Source organism: Mycoplasmopsis agassizii, from assembly GCF_002276225.1.
Classification (GTDB): Bacteria; Bacillota_I; Bacilli_A; order Mycoplasmatales; family Metamycoplasmataceae; genus Mycoplasmopsis_B; species Mycoplasmopsis_B agassizii_A.
The window spans coordinates 1-1,136 of the sequence record NZ_NQNY01000033.1; the positions used below are offsets into that span (position 1 = coordinate 1).

Below are 1,136 nucleotides of genomic sequence, written 5' to 3' on the forward strand. Positions count from 1 at the left end.
AAGATACTTACTATCTTATTTTGGATTTTTAGAGAAGGAAAAGGTAAAGAAATTTTTGCAACTATATTACTCATTAGTTTTGGATTATCAGATGAAGTGTTAACATATCTTTTTGAATACATTGAAAAAATATATGAAAGGTATTTAACTGAAATATTTTCATCTATTACTTTTAAAAGACCTGAAATATTAGTAATGCTAAACTTACCACTTCTATAAAAAACTGTACCTGCATCTCCATCAGTTGTTCATGTTACATATTCATCATCATAATCATAAGTATCAATCATTCCAAAAACACCACCATTGATAGTTGCAGATGAATAAACAGGATAAATTCCCTCATGAGAACTAACATATGATTTGGAAATTACTCTACCTCTAGATATTTTACAAATATCTTCAATTCTATGTCAAGTAATACGATTATTACTAATTTCATTTTCAATTAATTTCAAAATATTTTCATTCATATAATTCCTACTTACATAATGTTTTATTATTTATCTTTTTTTGCTAGATAAAATGAAATATCACTATTAATTATACATAAATTTAAACGTAATTTTAAGTTAATATAGTATATAATTTTAATTAAAATTATAATCAATTAAATTAAAAGAGGTTTTCATGAATAGTAAAAAAGAGCAAGAACGTGCTGAATTACACAGAATGATTTGAGAAATTGCTAACGATTTAAGAGGATCTGTTGATGGCTGAGATTTTAAACAATATGTTTTAGGTATGATGTTTTATCGCTTTATTTCTGAAAATATTGTAGATACTATAAATACGATTCAAAGAAAGAAAAATCCTAGTTATAAGTATGAAGAAGAAACTGATGAAAATGCAGAAAAAGCTAGAACCTTACTTGTTGAAACAAAAGGTTTTTTTATATTACCAAGTCAACTTTTTTGTAATGTAATTAAGAAATACAAAGATAATTACACAACTTTAAATATTGTCTTAGATCAAATTTTTAAAAGCATAGAAAGATCTGCAATAGGTAATGCATCTGAAGATGATATAAAAGGTCTTTTTGATGATATTGATGTTAATTCAAATAAATTAGGTTCAACTGATGAGCAAAAAAATTCTAAATTAATCAGATTAATGATTTCAATTCAAGATTTAAA

At 24.0% G+C, this 1,136-nt stretch carries 2 protein-coding genes; one reads left to right on the plus strand and one right to left on the minus strand.

Features of this window, described 5'->3' with window-relative positions; genetic code table 4:
- On the minus strand, positions 1-473 hold a 473-nt coding region (locus tag CJJ23_RS04930), incomplete at its 3' end, for a restriction endonuclease subunit S (RefSeq protein ID WP_180738050.1).
- A gap of 157 nt (positions 474-630) precedes the next feature.
- Here CJJ23_RS04930 and CJJ23_RS04935 point away from each other — a divergent pair.
- Positions 631-1,136: type I restriction-modification system subunit M N-terminal domain-containing protein (locus CJJ23_RS04935; RefSeq protein WP_180738052.1), on the plus strand; the 506-nt coding region annotated here is incomplete at its 3' end.